The sequence below is a fragment of the Loktanella sp. R86503 genome, from assembly GCF_042466455.1.
GTDB lineage: Bacteria > Pseudomonadota > Alphaproteobacteria > Rhodobacterales > Rhodobacteraceae > Loktanella.
On the sequence record NZ_JAXHCI010000002.1, the window covers coordinates 2101063 to 2120832 of the forward strand.

The 19770-nt window shown below is 63.0% G+C and carries 16 protein-coding genes; all 16 read right to left on the reverse strand.

Going from position 1 to position 19770, the window contains the following annotated elements; translation table 11 throughout:
- Positions 1-85: 85 nt before the first annotated feature.
- The gene (locus tag SJY10_RS11345; protein WP_386682631.1) at positions 86-904 is read right to left on the reverse strand and encodes a sulfite exporter TauE/SafE family protein; all 819 of its coding nucleotides are present in this window, start codon (positions 902-904) and stop codon (positions 86-88) included.
- 14 nt (positions 905-918) lie between these two features.
- Positions 919-1917 (reverse strand): tRNA dihydrouridine(20/20a) synthase DusA, encoded by a 999-nt coding sequence (dusA, locus tag SJY10_RS11350; protein ID WP_386682633.1) that lies wholly within the window; start codon positions 1915-1917, stop codon positions 919-921.
- A gap of 223 nt (positions 1918-2140) precedes the next feature.
- Positions 2141-2776 (reverse strand): hypothetical protein, encoded by a 636-nt coding sequence (locus SJY10_RS11355; protein WP_386682635.1) that lies wholly within the window; start codon positions 2774-2776, stop codon positions 2141-2143.
- Between the two features lie 9 nt (positions 2777-2785).
- Entirely contained in the window at positions 2786-5029 is a 2244-nt protein-coding gene (locus SJY10_RS11360) for a molybdopterin cofactor-binding domain-containing protein (RefSeq protein WP_386682637.1), read from the reverse strand.
- A 3-nt stretch (positions 5030-5032) separates the two neighbouring features.
- Positions 5033-5494, reverse strand: coding sequence for a (2Fe-2S)-binding protein (locus SJY10_RS11365; RefSeq protein ID WP_386682639.1), 462 nt, complete (start codon positions 5492-5494; stop codon positions 5033-5035).
- Complete coding sequence (locus tag SJY10_RS11370) at positions 5485-5700, reverse strand: hypothetical protein (protein WP_386682641.1); 216 nt, start codon at positions 5698-5700, stop codon at positions 5485-5487. Before SJY10_RS11370 ends, SJY10_RS11365 begins: the two co-directional genes overlap by 10 nt.
- Positions 5701-5784: 84 nt before the next feature.
- Complete coding sequence (cysG, locus tag SJY10_RS11375; protein ID WP_386682643.1) at positions 5785-7170, reverse strand: siroheme synthase CysG; 1386 nt, start codon at positions 7168-7170, stop codon at positions 5785-5787.
- A gap of 13 nt (positions 7171-7183) precedes the next feature.
- Positions 7184-8143 carry a glycosyl transferase family protein gene (locus SJY10_RS11380; RefSeq protein WP_386682645.1) on the reverse strand — a complete coding sequence of 320 codons (960 nt, stop codon included), beginning with the start codon at positions 8141-8143 and terminating at the stop codon, positions 7184-7186.
- The gene (locus tag SJY10_RS11385) at positions 8140-10782 is read right to left on the reverse strand and encodes a molybdopterin-dependent oxidoreductase (protein ID WP_386682647.1); all 2643 of its coding nucleotides are present in this window, start codon (positions 10780-10782) and stop codon (positions 8140-8142) included. The genes SJY10_RS11380 and SJY10_RS11385 overlap by 4 nt, the downstream gene beginning before the upstream one ends.
- A complete protein-coding gene (gene nirD, locus SJY10_RS11390) occupies positions 10779-11114 on the reverse strand; it encodes a nitrite reductase small subunit NirD (protein ID WP_386682649.1) in 336 nt (111 codons plus the stop codon). The genes SJY10_RS11385 and nirD overlap by 4 nt, the downstream gene beginning before the upstream one ends.
- Positions 11111-13555, reverse strand: coding sequence for a nitrite reductase large subunit NirB (nirB, locus tag SJY10_RS11395; RefSeq protein ID WP_386682651.1), 2445 nt, complete (start codon positions 13553-13555; stop codon positions 11111-11113). Before nirB ends, nirD begins: the two co-directional genes overlap by 4 nt.
- Positions 13556-13558: 3 nt before the next feature.
- On the reverse strand, positions 13559-15238 hold the full coding sequence (locus SJY10_RS11400; protein WP_386682653.1) for an ABC transporter ATP-binding protein: 1680 nt from the start codon (positions 15236-15238) through the stop codon (positions 13559-13561).
- A gap of 5 nt (positions 15239-15243) precedes the next feature.
- Positions 15244-16326: an ABC transporter permease gene (locus tag SJY10_RS11405; RefSeq protein WP_386682655.1), complete on the reverse strand. Its 1083-nt coding sequence runs from the start codon at positions 16324-16326 to the stop codon at positions 15244-15246.
- Between the two features lie 68 nt (positions 16327-16394).
- Positions 16395-17744: a CmpA/NrtA family ABC transporter substrate-binding protein gene (locus SJY10_RS11410; RefSeq protein WP_386682658.1), complete on the reverse strand. Its 1350-nt coding sequence runs from the start codon at positions 17742-17744 to the stop codon at positions 16395-16397.
- 271 nt (positions 17745-18015) lie between these two features.
- On the reverse strand, positions 18016-19116 hold the full coding sequence (locus SJY10_RS11415; protein ID WP_386682660.1) for a CmpA/NrtA family ABC transporter substrate-binding protein: 1101 nt from the start codon (positions 19114-19116) through the stop codon (positions 18016-18018).
- Positions 19113-19697: an ANTAR domain-containing response regulator gene (locus tag SJY10_RS11420; RefSeq protein ID WP_386682662.1), complete on the reverse strand. Its 585-nt coding sequence runs from the start codon at positions 19695-19697 to the stop codon at positions 19113-19115. Before SJY10_RS11420 ends, SJY10_RS11415 begins: the two co-directional genes overlap by 4 nt.
- Between the last annotated feature and the right edge of the window lie 73 nt (positions 19698-19770).

Consider the following 19770-nt stretch of genomic DNA (forward strand, 5'->3'; position numbering starts at 1 on the left):
CATACGCGTCCGGCGCCCTATTTGAAAGTGGCAATCTGTCAAAAAGCTGTGCGACTGCGTTGCCTTGCGGCTTTTTGCGCGCCCCTTAAGCGCCGATTGCCTTGCGCAGCATATTCAGGGCAACCAGCACCAGAAAGACGCCAAAGACACGCTTGAGCCGGACCGCGTCGGTTTTATGCGCCAGCGCAGCGCCCCAGGGGGCGGTCACGAGGGTCATTGCAACGACAAGGCCAAAGGCTGCAAGGTTGACCGAACCGATCGTATAGGGCGGCGCAATGGCAACAGGCTTGAACAGCAGCACCAGCACTGACGGCACGGCGATCAGCACGCCAAAGCCTGCGGCAGTGGCCACGGCGCGGTGAATAGGTGTGTTATAAAGGCTCATCACCGGCACGCCAAAGCTGCCGCCGCCGATGCCCATCAGAACCGACAGAAAGCCCAGCAGCGGCGACAGGACAGCGCGGGCGATCCCTGTCGGCATCGCCTGCCCCAGTCGCCAGTGATTGCGGCCAAAGGTCATGTAAAGGCCGACAATGATGGCAAGGCCGCCAAAGATCAGCTGTAGCGTCAGGGTGCGCAGGCTGGACACCAGAAGCACGCCCAGAACGGCACCGACTACAATGCCGATAGACCATGTTTTCAGGATCGCCCAATCGACCGCGCCTTTTTTGTTATGGGCATGCAGCGAACGCAGGCTGGTCACGATGATCGTCGCGAGGGATGTGGCCAGGCACATCTGCATCAACTGTTCGCTTTCAAAGCCCAAGGCACTGAAAGCATAAAAGAATGCAGGCACCAGAACGATGCCGCCGCCGACCCCCAAAAGGCCCGCGAGCACGCCGGCAAAGGCCCCGATGGCCAGCAACAGCAGGCCCATTTCAATCAGCAGAGTCGTATTTTCCAAGGTGTGCCCCTCCCTCAGGCAGCAAGCGTCGTGACGTGACCTAGCGCATCTAGCACCACGTCCACACCCGCGCCATCTTTATGCGCATGCTCTGACAGATGCCGCCGCCAAAGCCGCGCGCCGGGGCGGCCCTGAAACAGGCCCAGCATGTGGCGGGTCACCTGACCCAGCTTGCCGCCAGCGGCAACGTGATCGGCGATATAGGGCAACATGGCGTGGACGATCTGGATGGCATCACCGGGGGTGCCATCGTTGAAAATGCGCGCATCGGCATCCAGCAGGATCGCCGCCGGGTCATGATAGGCGGCGCGGCCGATCATGACACCATCAAGGCCTGCATCCAAAAGCTGCCGGGTCAGATCAAGGTCAGCGATACCGCCATTGATCGACAGGTGCAGGGCGGAAAACTGGGCTTTCATCGCGTGGACAAGGTCATAGTCCAGCGGGGGGATGTCGCGGTTTTCCTTGGGACTCAGTCCTTGCAGCCAGGCTTTGCGGGCATGAATGGTAAACCGGTCAACACCGGCCGCGCTGACGCGGGTCAGGAAATCCGGCAGCACCTCTGCCGGGTTCTGGTCATCGACGCCAATGCGGCATTTTACGGTGACCGGCAGTTCGGTCACCGCCATCATGGCAAAGACGCAATCGGCCACCAGATCTGGTTCGGTCATCAGCACCGCGCCGAACCGCCCCGATTGCACCCGGTCCGACGGGCAGCCGCAGTTCAGGTTCACCTCGTCATAGCCCATATCTGCCGCGATCTTGGTCGCCTGCGCCAACAGTGCAGGGTCAGAGCCGCCAAGTTGCAAGGCGACGGGATGTTCATCCTGCCCATAGGCCAACAACCGTGCGGTATCGCCATGCACGACAGCGGCGGCGGTGACCATTTCCGTATAAAGCAGCGCATGACGCGACATCAGCCGGTGAAAATGCCGGCAATGGCGATCCGTCCAGTCCATCATCGGGGCGACGGACAGGCGGGCGGCAGTTGTGATCTTTGCATTTGCATTCATGACGGAAGTTCCGCGGTTTTGTTCACTTTTCGCGTTCCGGCCAGCGGGCGCGGTTTCAGGGTGGTTTTGCAGGTGTCCCCGGAACGCATCTGTCCGATAGCAGCTTTCCCTGCGGCCTGCACCCCGTTCAGGGCCCCTGCCCGCCACAGACCCCGATCACAAATCCGGGTCACGACGCCGCCCCACGAAACAAGGGCGCAGCCCTGCGCGGCCCGCGCCGTCGTTACCCCTGCGGGCAAGGCATGCCGGACGCGCCCCATTGCAGGATGTCGTTTACATGCGCCTGAAGCGTAAAGGGGGCAGGTTCGCGTTCGCCGCCGGGGTTCCAGCCCCACAGCACAAAGCCGCGGTGGCCTGCGTCGTCCACCAGATGTTCGGCAAGCCCCATCCAGTCGCGCCCACCGTTGCGATCCGGGTCCGACAGCTGCGCGCAAATCTGCGCGGGTGTCTTTGCGAACCATTCGAATTCCACCGGGGCAAGCTGCCAGTCAAGCCCCGCGCGCGGCGGCGCATGCGGTTCGCTGCCCAGATCCTGCGATGTCGTATGGCATGTCGCGCAGGTCAGCGTTTCCACGCCGATGCGGCTTTGCCCTGCGTTGATATTCATGCCATGGGGCTGCGCCGGACCTGCCTTGCCGCCATACCACATCGGAATATTGTCCGGTCCCGTGTGACAATTGGCGCAGCGCGGATGGCTGACGACGTCATATATCCGATCGAAGGCTTCCAGCCCGTCGGTCCGGGAAACGGACCCCTGCACAGGCGCATCAATCACCGCCACAGCTTCGCCTTCGGCCCGCGAAAGGGACGCGGCACTCGCAAAGGTCAGGCAAAAAGTGGCGAATATCAGCGATTTCATCCCGCGTTCCTATACAAAGGCGATATGCTTGTTGAACGGCATTTCGCGGATCCGCTGGCCTGTCGCGGCAAAGATCGCATTGCCAAGGGCGGGGGCAGAGGGCGGAACGGGCGGCTCTCCGAAGCCGCGGATCACGGGGTTGTTCTGCAGCGCGCGGAATGTGATTGGCGGGCATTGCCACATGCGCATCCCGTCGTGGGCGTGATAATTGCTTTGCTCTGCCATGCCGTCCGCATAGGTGATTTCGCAATTGATTGCGTGACCCAGACCAAAGACCGTACCGCCCTGCGCGATGTTTTCAAGGTTGACCGGATCGATCACCTTGCCCACGTCGGCCGCCAGCCAGACATGGTCCAGCCTGATGCCCGCCGGGGTATTGGTCACCTCTACGACCGTGGCAACCGCAACGCCGAAAGAAAAGCCGTAAGCCACGCCGCGGCCACGGTTTTCCCCAAGGTTGGCGTCGTTCCAGCCGCACATTTCGCCCACGGCCTCTAGCACCTTGACGGACACGTCATGGCCCATCAGCCGGATGCGTTCGTGCAACGGGTCAGCGCCGGCGGCATGGATCGCTTCGTCCAGCAGGGTTTCATAGATGAAAACATTCGGGCCAGCACCGACCGCGCGCCAGGACGACACGGGTGCCAACGCTTCGGTCCGGTAAGACCGCACGCGCAGGTTAGGCAGGTTGAACATGGGGGCATCCCATGCCCCTTCGTGCAACTGCGTATCGGGTCCGGGCAGGTTGAACCCCATCCGCCCCATCTGGCTGCGCATCACCGACTGACCTGCGATCTGCACATCCAGCGCGGTCACTTTGCCATCCTTATGTTTGGCCACGCCGCGCCCCATAGTAATGTGGCGGGGAAAATCGTGGGCAAAATCCTCTTCGCGCGAATAGGTCATCTGGATTGCCGTGCCGCGCATCTGGTTTGCAATCTCGGCGGCCTGTTTGACGAAATCGAATTCCAGCCGGTGACCGAAACTGCCGCCGATGAACATGTTGTGCAGATGGACGTTGTCCACGTCATGTCCGGTGATATCCGCCACCTTCTGTTCGGCCATCATCTGAATCTGGTGACCGGTCCAGATATCCACGCGGTCATCCGTTACAAGGATCGTGGCGTTCAGCGGTTCAAGCGGCGCATGCGCAAGATAAGGAGAGCGGTATTCAGCGGTAATGGCCTCTCCCTCGGCGGTGTCCACGTCCCCTTCGACCCGCGCTTCGGCGTTCAGGTGATCGGCGTTAAAGATACCCGCCAGATGTTCCCAGTGCGCGTCCTGCTCTGCCGGATAGGGGGCGTCGCCCCAGTCGCATACGATCGCATCGGCGGCCTGGAACGCGCGCCAGGTGTTGTCAGCGACCACGGCAACGCCGCCTGTGATCGGCAGGATTTTCCGCACGCCGGGCATGATTTCGGCGGCAGAGGCATCATAGCTGTTCATGGTGCCGCCCTGCCGCGGGTTCACCTTGACGGTGGCGTGAAGCATCCCGTCGGTGCGAAAGTCGATCCCGTAATCCAGTGTGCCCGTGACCTTGCCCACCATGTCGACCCGTTGCTGCGGCTTGCCGACAATACTCCAGTTCTGTGGATCACGCAGCGGCGTATCCGTCACAGGCGCGATGTTCGCGGCAAGACTGGCCAGCGCGGTATAGGCGATCCGGGTCCCGTCAGGCAGGATGACCGCACCGCGGGCCGTTCGAAGTTGGTCAACAGGCACACCGCTTTGCTGCGACGCGGCCAATTTCAACGTCTCGCGCGCGGTGGCACCTGCCCTGCGCAATTTGTCATAGCTATCGGGGATGGCGGATGATCCGCCGGTCGTCATCATGGGAAAGGCCAGTTTGACGATGCCGCCCAGAACCCCGCGCACGCGGCCAGCCGCGGCGCTGTTGTCATAAAGAGGGTAGCCCGCCAGGGCATCCGTCAGGGCGCCGTTGTAATAGGCCTTGTCGGGCATGCCAAAGCTGATCTCGACCTGATCAAGGTCGACGTCCAACTCCTCTGCGATCAGGGCAGCCTGCGCCGAAAAGATACCCTGCCCCTTGTCCGCATGGGGGGCAACCAGCGTGATGTTTTCGTGATCGACGATGACCCAAGGGTTAAAGCTGGCCGCACCATCGGCAAGATCGTCCAGAACGGGATTATCGAAGGGTCGGCGCGCAGCATAGACGCCAAAGGCGACACCCCCGGCAATTGCGGCAGAGCCGATGACAAAGCTGCGCCGGGCAATTTTTCCGAGACTGGCCATGACTTATGCCCCCTTTAGTTTTGCGGCGGCAGCATGGACAGCGGCACGGATGCGCGGATAGGTCCCGCAGCGGCACAGATTTCCCGACATGGCGGCATCGATGTCATCGTCGGTCGGATCGGGGTTCGTATCAAGCAGCGACACCGCCTGCATGATCTGCCCCCCCTGGCAATAACCGCATTGCGCCACCTGCGTGTCGACCCAGGCCTGCTGAACCGCGTGCAGGCTGCCCGGCTGGCCCAGCCCTTCAATCGTCATGACCTGCGCCCCGTCAAGATCACCGATCATGGCTTGGCAGGACCGCACGGCCATGCCGTCGATGTGAACTGTGCACGCCCCGCACTGCGCAATCCCGCAGCCGTATTTCGGCCCGGTGATATTCAGAACGTCACGCAGTACCCAAAGCAGCGGCATCTGGGGTTCTACATCGACCGTATGTTCGGTTCCGTTCACGATCAGTCGCACTGCGCTGCCTCCTGCTGGTGTGGGCGGGGCAGCCCCCTGCCGCCATAATGCATTGGCCATAGCACTGCCGCCACGCTGCGCCATTGCAGTGCCATTGCAAGACCGCCAATATGCAACAGCACACCGATCCGGCGCAAGGCGCAGATTATCTTTGCAGATACCATTGACCAGCCGCCATTGACGGCATCGGTCTGCCAAGTGGTCATGGCGCTGGTGCATTGTCGGGCTGGCCACCGCGCCGGCACAGAACGCAGTGCGGCGGATGCCGCGCTTTCGGGTTAGGCCGCAGCCTAAGCGGTTTGCGCCCGAACCGATACAGCGCAGCCGGCGTCCAGCGGGATGCGCAGCATGACCAGCGCATTGCCGGTGATGGCGGCCCGCGACAGCGCCGCGGGCAGATCTGCCAGCGTCGTATGCACAACGTTTTGCGACGGCTTGCTGACATCGGCGGCAACAGTCACCGCACTGTCGGGATGCAGGCCGTGACCGTGCAGGGATGTGCTGATCCGCCCCGCCGCGCCAACGCCCATATAGAACACCAGCGTTGTGCCGGGAACCGCATGGGCTGCCCAGTTTTCCGGCGCGTTTTCATCGCAGTGCTGGCCTGTCGTCAGCACAAGGGTGTCGGTCTGGCCGCGCTGGGTCAGCGATTGCCCCAGCAGCGCAGCGGCGGCGCTGGCCGCTGTTACGCCGGGGACGATTTCAACGGGGATATCCTGCGCGCGGGCGGCGTCCAGTTCTTCGGCGGCGCGGCCAAAGATGCTGGGATCACCGGATTTCAGGCGCACGACACGGCGGCCCTTGGCGGCCTCTGCCACGATCAGGGCGCTGATGCGGTCTTGGGGCCAGGCATGCGCGCCGACAACCTTGCCAACGAATACGCGTTCGGCGTCGCGGCGGGCCAGTTCCAGCACATCCGGATCGACAAGGCGGTCGTAAAAGATCACGTCCGCCTCTTGCAGGCGTTCGACGGCGCGCAGGGTCAGCAGATCCCGCGCGCCGGGGCCAGCGCCGACAAGGGCGATATGGCCGATGCTGGCGGGCAGCGCGCGGGTGTGGATCGTTTGTTTCAGCAGGTCGGCGGCGGCGCGTTCCTGCCCTGTCTTGTGCATCTGCCAAGGCGTATCGCCAAAGGCCCAGCGCCAGAACGCCCGCCGGTCGCCGCGCGGAATTTGCGCGGCCACTGCGCCCCGCAGCCGCCCGGCCAGCGCGGCAAAGCTGCCAAGGCGCGGGTCCAGCATCTGTTCCACCTGCGTCTTGATCTGGCGGGCCAGCACGGGGGCAGTGCCTTCGGTGCCGATGGCGACGACGACGGGATCGCGGTCTACGAGCGACGGGGTCGTGATATCGCACAGGCTGGGCTGGTCGACGACATTGACCTGCGCCCCGCCTGCCTTGGCCAGCATATGCAGGGCGGCGTCCATGCCGGGGCAGCCCGTGCCGATAAAGACCATTGCCGCATCCGCAAAGCTGGCGGGGGTAATGGGCGATGGATCATGAAGGGCGCGGCCCGTGGCGACCAGATCGGCCAGTTCGGGGTCCAGATCCTGCGCCAGCAGCACAAGCTGTCCGTCCGTTTTCAGCATCAGCCGCGCCTTTTGCGCTGCCTGCTCGCCGCCGCCGGCGATGACGATGCGACGGTTCGTCGTACGGATGAACATCGGAAAGCTGTGCATTGTCCTATCCTTTTTAGGCGGCGGCGGTGCGGTGGCGGGATTGCCACAAGTCCTGGGCCAACGCCTCTGGCTGGGTAGCGCCAGCAGCTGACAGCGCCAGCGCGGCGGTGCTAGTGATGATGGCTGCGGCGAAATCGTCTGATTGCGCACCGTGCCAGACCTGAGCAAGCGTGCTGTCGGTTTCCGACAGGCGCTGGTGGCCGGTCAGCGGCGCGCCAGTGGTGCCTTCCCAGATCGTGCCCTGCGTCAGGCCGTGCAGGGTAATATCCTTGGCGGGGTGATGCTCAAACTCTCCTCCGCCCCCTTTAAGGACACGCAGGGTGGGTTGCCCCAGCAACAGCGCGGCATCGCGCTGCAACTCTCGGTATGACGGATGGAACACGCCCTGCAGGGCCACGGGCGCGGCGGCGGGGTTCAGCATGCGCAGTACCGTGTTGATGCAGGATCGCAGGCCAAAGACGTCGCGCAGGCGCAAAAGGTCCATCAGACGCGGCTGCATCTGTTCCAGCGGGACATAAGCGATGCCATCCCGTGCAAGCGCCGCGGAAGCATCCGTCCAGTCCACCTGCGCGATACCGATATCATCAAGAGCAGCCCGGACAGAAGCGCCCGTCGCCTGATGCGAATTCCAGCCGTGCAGCAAAACCGGATAGCCCGCCTGTGCCACCAGCCGCGCCGCGGCCAGAAACCAGGGCTGCCCCCGCGTGCGCCCTGCAGCATAGGACGGCCAGTCAATGGCGGGCGCAGCCCCCTGCCATGCGGGCAAGGATGCGCGGGCGGCAGCGGTGAAACCTGCGATTTCGCCGGCAACCTCGCCTTTCATCCGCATTAGCATCAGCATCGCGCCCAGCGCCTCTGGCGCAGCATCGCCGCGCAGGATGATCTGCATCGCGGCAAAGGCTTCGTCCTGGGTCAGGGACCGGGCACGGCCCTGACCGCGGCCAAGGATTGCGACATATGGGGCAAGGGTCATTCAGCGGCCTCCAACCGGGTTGCCTGTGCAAGAAGCACGGCAATCTCGGGTCTGCAAGAGCCGCAGTTCGTGCCCGCCCCGGTGCAGGCACCCACCTGCGCCACGGTTGTGGCCTGGCCCGTGTCGATGACGCCCCGGATCGTATTCACGCCGACATTCAGGCAGGCGCAGACCACGGCACCGGGGTCAGGCATATCGGCGCTGGGCCGGCCTGACAGGGGCGATTGCGCCACCTGCCCCAGCTGCGCGGCAAGGTGATCGCGCGACAGGGCGACAGGCGCGCGCGATACGAAAAGCGCGGCCAGCAGGCGGCCTTCGTCGGTAAAGGCCAGGCGCACCGTGCCTGTGGCCGGATCGCGAAAGGTCTGGCAGGCGGCGTCCGGCAAGGCGAACAGGCGGCGGGCCTCGCCTTCCCAATCCTCGGGCGCGGTATCGGCAGCCAGTTCGGCGCGCCAGCCGTTTGCAACGCGGCTGCGGGCCCAATAGGCGCTGGCGGGGTTAATGGCGCCGGTACTGACGGCAAAGCCGAACCACGCGGCATCATAGGGCGCAAGCGCGACCACCGCGGCCTTGCTTTCGGGCTGGCCCGACAGCGGATCGACGACGCTGGCGACAAGCGCATCGACGCGGCCCGTGGGCGCGGTTTCCCCGGTCCAGTGCATCGGGGCAAAGACCTGGCCCGGCTGCACGCGGTCGGTGATCATGGCGCGCAGGATACAGCGGCCTTGCGGGCTGGTGACAGTGATCAGGCCCGCAGGCGCAATGCTAAGGCTGGCCGCATCATCGGGGTGGATTTCCAGAAACGGCTCGCCCAGGTGCTGGTTCAGGCGCGGTGCCTTGGCCGTGCGGGTCATGGTGTGCCACTGGTCGCGGATGCGTCCGGTGTTCAGCCGGAACGGATATCGCGGCGCGGTTTTCGCCGCGGGCGGGCGGGCGGTGACGGGGATCATGCGGGCGTGGCCGCCGGGGGTATAGAACTGGCCGTCCGCAAAGAACCGCGCCGTCTGGCCGCGCATGGTCACGGGCCAGCGCGTGGGCTGCAGCGCGTCATAGCCGCCCTGCCCCAGCCCCGTCAGGCCAGAGATATCGAAATCCCGCCCCATCGCGGCGGCAAGGCCGGACAGCGCGGCGTATTCGTCAAAGATTTGCGCCGGGCTAGTGTAGGCAAAGGCGTCGGTCCAACCCATGCGGCGGCCAACCTCTGACATGATGTCCCAATCGGCGCGGGCCTGCCCTGCGGCGGGCATCAGCGCGCGCTGGCGGCTGATGGTGCGGTCAGAGTTCGTGACCGTGCCGTCCTTTTCGCCCCAGCCTGTGGCGGGCAGCAGCACATGGGCCAGCCGCGCGGTATCGGTGTTTGCGGTCACGTCGCTGACAACGGTGAAATCGCAGCCCGCAATCGCATCGCGGACCAGATCGGCGTCGGGCATCGACACGGCGGGGTTGGTGCAGACGACCCAGAGCGCCTTGATTTGCCCGGTGCGGACCTGTTCGAACAGATCGACAGCTTTAAGCCCCGCACCTTCGGGCATGGCGGGCGCATCCCAAAAGTTGCGCACAAGGTCGCGGTGAACCGCGTCTTCCAGGTCCAGATGGCAGGTCAGTGCATTAGCAAGTCCGCCGACTTCGCGCCCGCCCATGGCGTTGGGCTGGCCGGTGACGGAAAACGGGCCCATGCCCGGTTTGCCGATCCGGCCCGTGGCAAGGTGGCAATTGATGATCGCGTTGACCTTGTCCGTGCCGGACGAGGACTGATTGACCCCTTGTGAAAAGACGGTGACGACCTTTTGCGTGCCCACCCACAAATTACAAAAGGCGCTGATCTGCGCTTCGGTCAGGCCCGTCACGCGCCCGTCCTGCGCCTGCGCCGCGCGCAGGGTTTCGTCAAAGCCGTCGACATGGCGCAGATAGGCGGCATCGACCGCGCCGCCATCATGGATCGCGGCCAGCAGGCGGTTGAACAAGGCGACATCGCTGCCCGGTTCCAGCGCCAGATGCATATCTGCCAGATCGCAGGTTGCGGTGCGGCGCGGGTCGATGACGACCACGCGCATCGCGGGGTTTGCGGCCTTGGCGGCGGCAAGGCGTTGATAAATAACCGGATGACACCACGCCAGATTGCTGCCGACCAGCACGACAAGGTCGGCCAGTTCCAGATCTTCGTAGGTGCCGGGAACGGTATCGGTGCCGAAGGCGCGCTTGTGCCCCGCCACGGTCGAAGCCATGCAAAGGCGCGAGTTTGTGTCGATATTGGCCGAGCCGATGAAACCTTTCATCAACTTGTTGGCGACATAGTAATCTTCGGTCAGCAGTTGGCCAGAGACATAGAAGGCAACAGAATCAGGGCCGTGATCCGAAATGGTTTGGCTGAAACGGTCCGCGACAAGGCCCAGCGCCGTGTCCCAATTCGTGTCCATATCCAGCACGCGGGGCGTCAGCAGACGGTCATCCAGCGCAAGTGTTTCGCCCAGCGCAAAACCTTTGGAACACAGCCGCCCAAGGTTTGCCGGATGTGCGGGATCGCCGCGCACCGCAACGCCGCCCGCCCCGTCCGGCTGCGCCAGCACACCGCAGCCGACGCCGCAATAGGCGCAGGTGGTGCGGATTTCGCCGGGTTGCTGCGGGCGGGTGTCCATCATGCCACCTGCGCGCGGCGCAGTTTGGCGGTATCGAGCAGGATGCGCCCGCCTTCCACGCGGATCGGATAGGTATTTACCGCGCCCGTGTCTGCGCCCTGCGCAAGTCCGGTGTCCAGCCGCAGCACCATGTTGTGCAGCGGACAGGTGACAGACCGCCCGTGCACGATGCCTTCGGACAGCGGGCCGCCCTTGTGCGGGCAGGCGTCATCAATGGCAAACACCTCGTTGTCGATGGTGCGGAACACGGCGACGCAGCCGATGTGGGTTTTCACAACCCGCGCACCGCGTTCGGGGATATCTTCGAGCGCGCCAATATCGGTCCAGTCGCTCATTCTGCGGCCTCCAGTGTCAGATCGGCAAGGGGCTGCCAAAGGTTGCGGAATTCGGGCTTTGTCCGTTCGGCCCAAGGGTCCTGCTGCATGAATTGCTGGGCATAGTAGAAACGATCCGCCAGCGCCTTGCGGCTATCCCCGTCCGTCACAACGCGTTCGATGATGTGATCCAGACCGACGTTATCCAGCCATTTGTACATGCGTTCCAGATAGGCGGCTTCTTCGCGGTAAAGCTGCACAACGGCAGCCGTATGTTCCAGCACCTCGTCTTCGGTCTTGACGGTGCACATCACGACAGTGCCCTGAATATGCAAACCTGCCGCGCCGCCAATGTGCAGCACATAACCAGAATCGACGCAGATCACGCCCACGTCCTTACAGGTGGATTCCGAACAATTGCGCGGACAGCCAGAGACGGCCATTTTTACCTTGGCCGGCGTCCAGGATCCCCAAAGCGCCTTTTCCATCCGGATACCAAGCCCGGTGCTGTCCTGCGTGCCAAAGCGGCAATGGTCGGTGCCAACGCAGGTTTTCACCGTGCGCAGGCCCTTGGCATAGGCCTGGCCCGATACCATGCCCGCCGCGTTCAGATCGGCCCAGATATCAGGCAGATCCTGCTTTTTCACGCCCAGCAGGTCGATACGCTGGCCGCCTGTGACCTTGACGGTCTGCACGTTGTATTTGTCCGCCGCATCCGCAATCGCGCGCAATTCAGCAGCAGAGGTGATGCCCCCCCACATGCGCGGCACAACGGAATAGGTGCCGTCCTTCTGGATGTTGGAATGCATCCGTTCGTTCACAAAGCGGCTTTGGTCGTCGTCCTGATATTCGCCTGGCCAGTCGCACAGCAGATAGTAGTTCAGCGCAGGCCGGCAGGACGCGCAGCCGCAAGAGGTTTTCCATCCGCATTCCTGCATGACGGCCGCCATGGATTTCAATTCCTGCGACTTGATCAGGCGGCGCACGTCCATGTGAGTTAATGGTGTGCAGGGGCACATCGGCTTGACGGTCTGCACTTCAAAGCTGTCGCCAAGGGTCAGGGCCATGACCTGTTCGACCAGTCCGGTACAGCTACCGCAGGACGCGCTGGCCTTAGTCTGGGCGCGCACGTCGGTCAGGGATGTCGCGCCGCCTTTGATGGCGTCAACGATGGTGGATTTACATACGCCGTTGCAGCCGCAGATTTCTGCGTCAGCCGGTAAGGCTGCAACGGCTGCCAAAGGGTCCGATTGGGCACCCCCCTGAAAAGCAGGGCCAAAGATCAGCGTATCGCGCATCTGGGATATGTCGGTCTTGTCCTTGATCAGCCCGTGGAACCACGCGCCGTCAGCGGTGTCGCCATACATGACCGCACCGATCAGCCTCTCTCCTTCCAGCACAAGGCGTTTGTAGATGCCCCGTGCGGGGTCGCGGAACACGATGTCGTCGCGCCCGTCGGCCTCGGCGAAATCGCCGGCGCTGAACAGATCGCAACCGGTGACTTTCAGCTTTGTTGCGACTTCCTTGGGCGTGAATGTCGCGGGGGTATCCCCCAGCGTGTCGGCGGCCACCTTGGCCTGATCATAAATCGGCGCAACAAGGCCAAAGACGGCCCCCTGGTGTTCCACGCATTCGCCCAAGGCCAGAATGTGTTCGTCCGAGGTAATCATCGCATCGTCGACGTGGATGCCGCGCCCGACAGCCAGCCCCGCCTCTTTGGCCAGAGCCACATTGGGGCGGATGCCGACGGCCATCACCAGCAGATCGCAAGGCAGTTCGGTGCCGTCGTCAAGGCGTAAGCCGCTGACGTGCCCGTCGGTGCCGATAATCTCTTTGGAATTGGCAGAGGTCAGGACGGTGATGCCCTTTGCCTCTAGCGCCTTTTTCAGCAGATAGCCTGCCGCTTCGTCCAGCTGGCGTTCCATCAGGTGGCCCATGACGTGGATCACGGTGACATCGACGCCGCGGGCCGCCATTCCTGCCGCTGCTTCCAGCCCTAAAAGGCCGCCGCCGATGACGATGGCTTTCGCGCCGGGCTTGGCACCAAGGTCCATCATGCGTTCGGTGTCTTCCAGATCGCGGTAGGGAATGACGCCGGGCAGATCATGGCCAGGCAGCGGGATCATAAAGGGGTTGGAGCCGGTAGCGATGACAAGGCGGTCATAGGGGACCGGGCCATTTTCGCCATGGACGATGCGGGCGGCGCGGTCGATGCTGGCCACCTTTTCGCCAAAGCGGCAGGTGACGCCGTGGCCTTCGTACCATTCCGCGTCGTGGGTGACGATTTCGGCATAGGTTTTTTCGCCGGACAGCACCGGCGACAGCATCAGGCGGTTATAGTTCCCGCGTGGTTCTGCATTGAAAAGCGTGACGTTCCACGCACCGGGCTGCGTGTCGAACAGATGCTCCAGCATCCGGCCAGAGGCCATGCCAGCCCCGATGACGACAAGGTTCTTTGTCATGGCTTACTCCGCTGCGATGGTTGCAGGTTTCGGCGCAGGCTTTGCGCCGTGTTCATATTCCGTCAGGAAATCAAGCACTTCCTGGCGGTATTCATAGTAGTCAGGATGGGCCAGCAGCGCCTTGCGGGTGCGCGGGCGCGGCAGCTTCACGTCTGTGATCTTGCCGATAGTGGCCTGCGGGCCGTTGGTCATCATCACGACGCGGTCCGCCAGCAGGATCGCTTCGTCCACGTCGTGCGTGACGCAGATCGCGGTGACTTTGGTGCGGGACCAGACTTCCATCAGGACCTCTTGCAACTCCCAACGGGTCAGGCTGTCGAGCATGCCAAAGGGTTCATCCAGCAGCAGCAGTTTGGGCGACAGGGCAAAGGCGCGGGCGATGCCGACGCGCTGTTTCATGCCGTTCGACATGGAATGCGCGCCGCGGTCCATCGCATCTGCCAGACCGACACGTTCAAGATAGTATTCCACCACCTCTTGCCGTTCGACCTGTGTCGCTTTGGGATAAACTTTGTCCACGCCAATCGCGACGTTTTCCTTGGCGGTCAGCCAAGGGAACAGGTTGGGCGACTGGAACACGACAGCGCGTTCGGGGTCGGCACCTTCGACGTGGCGGCCATCAAGGCGGATCGCGCCCTTGCTGATCTCGTTCAGGCCGGCGGCCATGGTGAGCACGGTGGATTTGCCGCAACCCGAATGGCCGATCAGGCTGATGAACTCGCCCTGATTGACCTTGAGGTTGAAGTCTTCGACCACCGTCAGCGGTCCCTTGGGCGTGGGGTAGACTTTGTGCAGCTGCGAAAAGTCGAGGAAGCGTTCCTCGATCATGCCTTCGCGGGCTTCTTTGACCACGGCGGGGATGGTCTGGTGGATCGGAGTGACATTGGGCAGGTTTCGCGTCTCCGCGACCTTGGCGGCGATGCCGACGTCCATCAGGTATTGCGTGACCCGCGCGCGCAGCTTTTTAAAACCGGCGTCGTGGTTCATCGCGTCGCGGTTGCGCGGGCGGGGGATGTTCACGGCGACAGGATCGGCCAGCGTGCCATCGGGGTTCAGCACGATGATGCGGTCGGCCAGCAAGATCGCCTCGTCCACGTCGTTGGTGATCAGGATGCAGGTCTTCTTGTCGGCCTCCCAAATCTCCAGGATTTCGTCGGCCAGATTGGCGCGGGTCAGCGCATCAAGGGCGGACAAAGGTTCGTCCAACAGCAGCAGATCCGGTTCCATCGCCAGTGCGCGGGCCACGGCAACGCGTTGGCGCATCCCGCCCGACAACTCCGACGGATAGCGGTGGGCCGCGTGGGGCAGCCCGACCATAGCGATGTAGTGATCGGCCTTGGCGGTTTGCTCTGCCTTGGACAGCTTGCCGTGGACCGCCTCGATCGCCAGCATGATATTGCCGCGCACGGTCAGCCAGGGCATCAGGCTGTAGCTTTGAAACACAAGACCGCGTTCCGGACCGGGGCCCTCGATGGGCTTGCCGCGAAAGGTCAGATCGCCGGTGTCGGGGGTTTCCAGCCCGGCGATCAGGTTCATCAGGGTGGATTTTCCGGTGCCGGAAAACCCGAGGATGGCAAGGAATTCGCCTTCTTTCACATCAAGGTCGATGTGTTTCAAAATTTCGGTCCGGTGGGTGCCTTCGCCAAAACCTTTGCCGACGTCTTTAAACTGCAGAATGCTCATATCCATCACCGCTGCGCCGAGAAGGTGAAAAAGGACTGCAGGGCGAACATCACGCGGTCGAGCAGGAAGCCGATGATACCGATGGTCAGAACAGCGACGATGATCCGCGCCAGCGATTGCGACGATCCGTTCTGGAATTCGTCCCAGACGAATTTGCCAAGGCCGGGGTTCTGCGCCAGCATTTCAGCGGCGATCAGCACCATCCAGCCCACGCCCAGCGACAGGCGCAATCCGGTAAAGATCAGCGGCAGCGCAGACGGAAGCACCAGTTTGGTGATTTTGGCGTAGGGGCCCATTTTCAGCACGCGGCTGACGGAAATCAGGTCGCGGTCGATGGATGCCACGCCCAGCGCCGTGTTAATCAGCGTCGGCCAAAGAGAGCAGAGCGTCACCGTGATTGCCGACACAAGGAAGGACTTGGAAAAGAAGCCGTCGTTCGTGGCATAGACTGCCGATACGACCATCGTGACGATGGGCAACCACGCAAGCGGAGAGACCGGCTTGAAGATCTGGATCAGCGGGTTCAGCGCAGCGTTCGCCGTGGGCGACAGACCCGCCGCGATGCCAAGGGGGATCGCGATGGTAGAGGCAATTAGGAAGCCGAAGAACACCGTTTTGATCGAGGTCCAGATCTGCCCGTAATAGGTGGGCGATCCGGTATAGGCGATCTCCTTCACCTCGTCACCCCGGCCCGCGTCGATCAGGCGCTGGTTACGCTGGTCAAGACGCTCTTCAAAGGTGGCTTGCTTGTCCCATTTGCTGACCGCATCGGCATGCAGACCTTTGGCTTCGTCCCAGACGGCCACCGGGCCGGGGATTGCGCCAAGGGATGTTACGACCTTTGGCGCCAGCGCCGACCACAGCATCAGGAACACGACGATCGACAAAACCGGCACACCCAGCAGGCGCCAGATCTCCTTGCCTTGCGCGCGCGGGTTATCCCCGGCGGCCGCCTTAAGCATCGGCGTCACCCAGGCGAGGCCCAGAACCGAAAACCAGGCGTCGGCTTTGTTGATGCGGGTAAACCAGACGGCGCGGCGGGCTTCGCGGTGCTGGGCTTCAATGTGGTCGGGATCGACGACGGTCATGGCGTGGCTCCGTGGGTGGGATCAGGGGGCGGCGGCGTCCCGCCAGCGTGGCGGGACGGCCTTTGGCGTCAGCCGGCGATATCGCCTGATTTCAGGCCGATCGGCAGGCTGTCGATATAGGCGTTAGGAGTTTTACCATCGTAGGGGATGCCATCGATGATATCGGCGGCTGGCGTCGGTGCCTTGTAGCCGTCGCTGTCCCAGGGAAAGTCAGCCTCTGATGCCAGGCCTTCGTCGACCAGCATGCGGGCGGCTTCCAGATAGATGTCGGGGCGATAGACCGACTTTGCGGTTTCATCGAACCAGGCGTCGTCCTTGGGTTCGGCGATCTGGCCCCAGCGGCGCATCTGGGTCAGGTACCAGACGGCGTCGGAATAGAACGGATAGGTCGCGTTGTAGCGAAAGAACACGTTGAAATCGGGCACATCGCGCACATCGCCCGGCTCGTATTCGAAGGTGCCGGTCATGGAGGCTGCGATGACATCGGCATCGGCACCGACGTATTCGGGGCGCGCCAAAATCTCGACCGCTTCGGCGCGGTTAGCGTTGTCGTTTTCATCCAGCCAGATCGCCGCGCGGATCAGCGCCTTGGTCAGGGCCAGCGTGGTATTGGGGTTTTCTGCAGCAAAGGCATCGGTGATGCCGAACACCTTTTCGGGGTTGTTCTTCCACAGTTCGTAATCGGTGATGACCGGCACGCCGATCCCTTTGACAACGGCCTGCTGGTTCCACGGCTCGCCCACGGCGTAACCGTCGATCGTGCCGGCTTCCATCGTGGCGGGCATCTGCGGCGGCGGGGTGACCGACAGCATGACATCGGCGCCAATGGTGCCGGTCGTGTCGGCGGGCGTGTATTGACCGGGGTTCAGACCGCCAGCGGCCAGCCAGTAGCGCAGTTCATAGTTGTGAGTGGAAACCGGGAACACCATGCCCATGTTGAACGGCTTGCCTTCGGCCTTGTAGCTTTCGACCACGGGCAGCAAGGCAGAGGCGCTGATCGGATGCTGCGGCTTGCCGTCTGCATCTGTCGGGATATTCGGCTTCATCGCGTCCCAGACAGCATTCGACACGGTGATGCCGTTGCCGTTCAGATCCATCGAAAAGGGCGTGATGATATGCGCTTCTGTGCCGTAACCGATGGTCGCTGCCAGCGGCTGACCGGCCAGCATATGTGCGCCGTCCAACTGACCGCCGATGACACCGTCCAGCAGAACTTTCCAGTTGGCCTGCGCTTCAAGGGTCACGAACAGCCCTTCGTCCAGAAAATACCCGTTCTCATAGGCGATGGCGAGCGGGGCCATATCGGTCAGCTTGATGAAGCCAAACGTCAGCTCGTCCTTTTCAAGCTCCAGCATTTCGGCAAAGGCCGGGCTGGCGATCATCGTAGTTGCCATCAGGCCGCAGAGTAGTTTTCTCATGTCGATTTCCTTGCGATAGAACTGGAGCGCGGTGAGGAGAGACGTCCCAGAAAACAAAAATAGCCACTGACCGACTTCATGCATTGGCATAAAGGGTCGAGCGGCTTTGCTCGGGTAACCCGGACTTGGGAATGGGGTCAGGCGGACGCCATTGTCTGCCTATGAACCTATGTTAGGCGCGGTCTGCGCGCCCAAACAACCGCAGCGAGGGCGAAAGGTGCAACTGCAGCGTGATTTTCTGCATCGCGGCAAAAAAGTGCTACTTTTTGCGTCACTCTGACAGGTCGTCGCTGAAATCCTGCCCATCAAAAGAACGCGCAAAGCCGGCGGGGCGCGGCTGGAAGCCGGGAATCGTCCTGACAATCTGGCCGTGCAACGCGGTGCGAAAGGTGGATATGGCCGCGGCGCGGGCGCTGGTGCGGTCCAGCCCCATCCGCGCTGCGAGCTGTGTCCCGATCCAGGCGGCGTGCTGCGCCTGCGGGGTATATCCGGTAAAATCCACAAACGCAGGGGCACTGCGGCTATCCCCCCGCGCGGTGACCGTCAGATGCCCTGACAAGGCACGGTCGATCACTTCGCCGGGGACTTCGAGGTAATCGCGGGCTGACAGCATGGCGCAGGCGCTGGTGCGATTGGACGGGTTCGCCAACCATTCCCCCGCACGCCAAAGCGCACGGATCAGACCGCACAGCGGCTCTGGCGCGGCATCGGCCAGATCGGCCCGCACGCCAAGCACCTTTTCCGGCGCACCGGGCCAGATCGCGGCACCGGGCAACAGCAAGGCACCAGCGCCGTTTTCCACGGCCATAGATCCCCAAGGCTCTCCGACACAAAAAGCGTCAAGTTCTTCGGCAGCCAGGGCGGCGGCCATCAGGGGCGGCGGCACGGTGCGGATATCGACGCCCGCAGGCGCAGGCAAGCCAAGGGCGGTCAGCCAGTGATAAAGCAGCTCGGCATGCATCGAAAACGGGAACGGCACGCCGATCCGCAGCGGACCGTTTGCCGCGGCAATCAGGGCAAGACCGGCGGCGCGGGCATCGTGGAAATCGAAATTGTAACCTTTGGCGCGCAGGCGGTCTTCGATCCGGCGGCTGACCCCGATGACTTCGCCATTGGTGGACAACACAGCCACCGCAGCAAGTGGTCCCCCTGCCCCGCCAAGCCCCAGCGCGGTGGCCACAGGCATGGGGGCCAGCATCTGTGCAGCCATGACCTGCCCGAACGACACCATATCGCGCAGCGCCGACCACGAATGGGCGCGGCGCAGATCAAGCGTGACACCTTCGGCCCGGTCAAAGCCCATCTCGCGGGCGACGATCAGCGGGGCGGCGTCGATCAGGGGCAGAAAACCGACTGGCAGATGCGTGGTCACGACAGAAGCCCCGCCGTGGATACCAGCGCCTCTGCTACGTCGATGACCTTGCGGCCTTGGTCCATCGCGGCGCGGCGCAGCAGGTTGTAGGCGGCGTCTTCGTCGATGCCTTTGGCCTTCATCAGCAAGCCCTTGGCGCGGTCGATCACCTTGCGTTCTTCTAGCGCGCGTTTGGTCGTCGCCAGTTCCGTGCGCATCTGCCGGAACATGGTGAACCGCGCAACCGCAGCGTCAATGATCGGCTTGAGCCGATCTGCCCGCAGCCCGTCGACGACATAGGCGGACACGCCCGCCTCGATCGCAAGGCGGGTCAGGTCGGCGTCGCTTTGGTCGACAAACAGCGCGACGGGACGTTCCAGCGGCGCAGAGGCAAGCGTCAGCGCCTCCAGCGCATCGCGCGACGGATTATCAAGGTCGATCAGGACGATATCGGGATTATGGGCCGCAATGGAATCCGTCAGCCGGGTCATATCCGTCACGGTCGTCAACGCATATTCCCCCGCACGCAGCAAGCTTTGTTCGATCAAGGCCGCGCGGGACGGATCGCTTTCGACGATGGTGATTTTCAAACGGCGCTGCATTGACACAGCGTCACCAGAGGCATTCGGAATTGGCAACCTTTTGCGTCGATTTAAGGCCCAACAAAAATGCAGT

Excerpts from the sequence above, each read along its gene's own strand:
- SJY10_RS11380 (WP_386682645.1), bottom strand. The coding sequence starts at position 8,143 with ATGACCCTTGCCCCATATGTCGCAATCCTTGGCCGCGGTCAGGGCCGT.
- SJY10_RS11400 (WP_386682653.1), bottom strand. The coding sequence starts at position 15,238 with ATGAGCATTCTGCAGTTTAAAGACGTCGGCAAAGGTTTTGGCGAAGGC.
- SJY10_RS11405 (WP_386682655.1), bottom strand. The coding sequence starts at position 16,326 with ATGACCGTCGTCGATCCCGACCACATTGAAGCCCAGCACCGCGAAGCC.
- SJY10_RS11355 (WP_386682635.1), bottom strand. The coding sequence starts at position 2,776 with ATGAAATCGCTGATATTCGCCACTTTTTGCCTGACCTTTGCGAGTGCC.
- SJY10_RS11420 (WP_386682662.1), bottom strand. The coding sequence starts at position 19,697 with ATGCAGCGCCGTTTGAAAATCACCATCGTCGAAAGCGATCCGTCCCGC.
- nirD (WP_386682649.1), bottom strand. The coding sequence starts at position 11,114 with ATGAGCGACTGGACCGATATTGGCGCGCTCGAAGATATCCCCGAACGC.
- cysG (WP_386682643.1), bottom strand. The coding sequence starts at position 7,170 with ATGCACAGCTTTCCGATGTTCATCCGTACGACGAACCGTCGCATCGTC.
- nirB (WP_386682651.1), bottom strand. The coding sequence starts at position 13,555 with ATGACAAAGAACCTTGTCGTCATCGGGGCTGGCATGGCCTCTGGCCGG.
- SJY10_RS11385 (WP_386682647.1), bottom strand. The coding sequence starts at position 10,782 with ATGATGGACACCCGCCCGCAGCAACCCGGCGAAATCCGCACCACCTGC.
- SJY10_RS11370 (WP_386682641.1), bottom strand. The coding sequence starts at position 5,700 with ATGACCACTTGGCAGACCGATGCCGTCAATGGCGGCTGGTCAATGGTA.
- SJY10_RS11410 (WP_386682658.1), bottom strand. The coding sequence starts at position 17,744 with ATGAGAAAACTACTCTGCGGCCTGATGGCAACTACGATGATCGCCAGC.
- dusA (WP_386682633.1), bottom strand. The coding sequence starts at position 1,917 with ATGAATGCAAATGCAAAGATCACAACTGCCGCCCGCCTGTCCGTCGCC.
- SJY10_RS11360 (WP_386682637.1), bottom strand. The coding sequence starts at position 5,029 with ATGGCCAGTCTCGGAAAAATTGCCCGGCGCAGCTTTGTCATCGGCTCT.